The 2,593-nt window shown below is 66.9% G+C and carries 3 protein-coding genes; 1 reads left to right on the top strand and 2 read right to left on the bottom strand.

The window, feature by feature from the left end; all coding sequences use genetic code 11:
- Both FLL47_RS42490 and FLL47_RS42485 read right to left on the bottom strand, forming a co-directional pair.
- The coding region (locus tag FLL47_RS42490) for a carbohydrate ABC transporter permease (RefSeq protein WP_144128368.1) at nt 1-812 on the bottom strand (812 nt) is incomplete at its 3' end.
- Between the two features lie 58 nt (nt 813-870).
- On the bottom strand, nt 871-2,163 hold the full coding sequence (locus tag FLL47_RS42485) for an extracellular solute-binding protein (RefSeq protein WP_144128367.1): 1,293 nt from the start codon (nt 2,161-2,163) through the stop codon (nt 871-873).
- Nucleotides 2,164-2,433: 270 nt separating this feature from the next.
- On the opposite strand from FLL47_RS42485, the gene FLL47_RS42480 reads away from it, so the two are divergent.
- Nucleotides 2,434-2,593, top strand: a 160-nt coding sequence (locus tag FLL47_RS42480) for a family 43 glycosylhydrolase (protein ID WP_144128366.1), incomplete at its 3' end; no start/stop codon positions are given.

Genomic DNA, 2,593 nt, shown 5'->3' with positions numbered 1-2,593 from the left:
CCGCCGCCGGTGAGCACCCAGACCATGTCGAACAGCTGGATGCTGCCGATCACGGACAGGAACACGCTGATCCGGATGGTCGGCCCGAGCAGCGGCAGCGTCACGTGCCGGAACACCTGCCACGCGCTGGCGCCGTCGGTGGTGGCGGCCTCGGTGAGCTCTTGCGGGATGCCCTGCCGGCCGGCCAAGTAGAGGATCATGTGGAAGCCGAAGTACTTCCACGAGATCACCAGGAACAGGGCGAACAGCACCGTGTCCGGGTCGGCGAAGATCGCGCCGGCGTCGGCGCCGAGCCACTTCGACAGCGTGTCGCCCAGACCCCGGTTCGGTGAGAACACGAGGGTGAACAGCACGGCGGTGGTGACCTCGGACAGCACGTACGGGGCGAAGAAGATGACGCGGTAGATGCCGCGGCCCTTGAGCTTCTGGTTGAGCAGCATGGCCAGGCCCAGCGACACGGGAAGCTGGATCAGCAGCGACAGCCCGATGAGCACGAACGACCGCCACAGGTCGCCCAGGAACGTCGGGTCCTCGAACGCGCGGGTGAAGTTGTCGATCCCGACGAAGTTCTCCGGCAGGCCGAAGCCGTTCCACTTGTACATGCTGGCGTAGCCCGCGACCACGATCGGGGTGATGACCAGCAGCAGGAACAGCACCAGCGCCGGGGCCAGGAACAGGGCGATGGTGCCGAGGCGGCGACGCGGCCGAAGCCGGGCCCGGCGGCCACGCTGCTGCGTGGCCGCCGGATCCGCCGCCAAGAGCTCGGTCGCCGCGTCGTCGGTGCGCCGGCCGGTGATCGTCGATGGCGTCATCGGGCCTGCTCCACTCGGTTCTCGTACGCGGCTACGGGTTCTTGGTCAAGGAACATGGCTACTGGCTCTTCGCGACCTTGGTGATGTCCTTGACGATCTGCTCCGGGGTCTTGGAGCCCGCGATCAGTTCGGCGACGCTGTCGTTGACCTGCTGACCCACCGCCGGCGGGTACGCCTGGTCCAGGAACAGCTGGAACCCGGTGGCCGACGCCAGGCTCGCCGCGACGACCTTGCTGTTCGGGTCCTTGATCGCGTCCGCGGCGTCCTTGACCGTCGGCAGCACCGCACCCGTCGCCGCCGACTTGCGCTGGTTGGCGACATCCAGCAGCGTCTTGAGGAAGTCGACGGTCGAGGCGGGGGCGTTCTTGCCCAGCACGAACCCGTTGCCGCCGCCGAACGCCTCGGCGACCGTGCCCTTGCCGCCGTCGACGGCCGGGAACGCGAAGTAGCCCAGCTTGTCGCCCAGGCCCTTCTTGCTCGTCGAGCTCGAAGCCTGCACCGTCGGAGCCCACTGGCCCATCAGCTCCAGCGCCGCCCCGCCGTTGCCCATCGTCGCGGCCTGACCGTCCGGCGAGCCGTACTCCGCCCCCAGGAAGCCCTTCTGGAACGGCTGCAGATCCACCAGCTCCTTCAACCGCGCGCCGGCGGCGATGAAGTCCGGGGTGTCGAAGTTGTTGTCCTTCGCCGCCTGCTGAAGCGCTCCCAGACCACCGATGCGCATGGCCAGGTACGCCCAGTAGAAGTGCCCCGGCCACTTCTCCTTGCCGGCCAGAGCAATCGGCACGATGCCCTTGCTCTTGATCGTCGACACCGTGGTCAGCAGCTCGGCCCACGTCGTCGGCGTAGCGGTGATGCCCGCCTTGGCGAAAAGATCCTTGTTGTACCAGAACCCGACCATGCCGACGTCGAACGGGACCCCGTAGATCTTCCCGTCGATGGTGAACGGCTGCACCGACGCCGGCAGCAGGCTACCGATCCACGGCTGCACGTCGGCCGTGATGTCCTTGACCAGACCGGCGTCGACCTGCTGCTTGAGCACGCCGCCGCCCCACGACTGGAACAGGTCCGGCGGCGAACCCGCCTGCGTGGCCGTGGTCAGCTTGGCCTTGAACGCCTCGTTCTCCAGGGGCTGGATCACGACCTTGACGTTCGTGTGCGCGGTCTCGTACTCCTTGGCCATCGCAGCCCAGACCGGCAGCATCGGCTCGGTGTTCTGAATGTGCCACCAGTTGATCGTCTGCGGACCGTCAGGCGTGCTCGGTTCATCGCTGCCGCAGGCGCTCAGCAGGTATGCGCCGGCGCCGGCGCCCGCGATGCCGAGCAGCGTTCTGCGGGAGAGGTGCGCTGTCATGTGCCATCCCTTCGAGGACTTACCAGGTGCTCGGATGCCGATCAGATCGGCGGGAGGTGCGGAAACTCGGCTCCGAAACTTTCAGTACGCAGCCGGTATTTTCAAGTGATGGCGGGCACGTTACGACGTGGGCACGCACGGGGTCAAGGGGCTGTCGCATCTCGACTTGAACCGTTACGGTGGGCGGGATTTCTGAAAGTTCCGACCGAGAGTTATCGGAACGAAGCCGGAAGACGGCGCAGTGCCACCCCCGAACACAAGGAGCCGAACATGTCGACCGAGATCGCAGACGTGGCCACCGCCGCCCGGTCGATCCGCAACCCTGTCCTGCCCGGGTTCCACCCGGACCCCTCGATCCTGCGTGTCGCAGACGACTACTACCTGGCCACCTCGACCTTCGAGTGGTACCCCGGGGTACGCGTGCACCACT

This window comes from Catellatospora sichuanensis (assembly GCF_007483665.1).
Lineage (GTDB): Bacteria > Actinomycetota > Actinomycetes > Mycobacteriales > Micromonosporaceae > Catellatospora > Catellatospora sichuanensis.
This window is presented reverse-complemented; position numbering and strand designations above follow the sequence as displayed.

Bases quoted from the DNA above. Each gene is read 5' to 3' on its own strand.
- FLL47_RS42485 (WP_144128367.1), bottom strand. From the start codon at position 2,163: ATGACAGCGCACCTCTCCCGCAGAACGCTGCTCGGCATCGCGGGCGCC.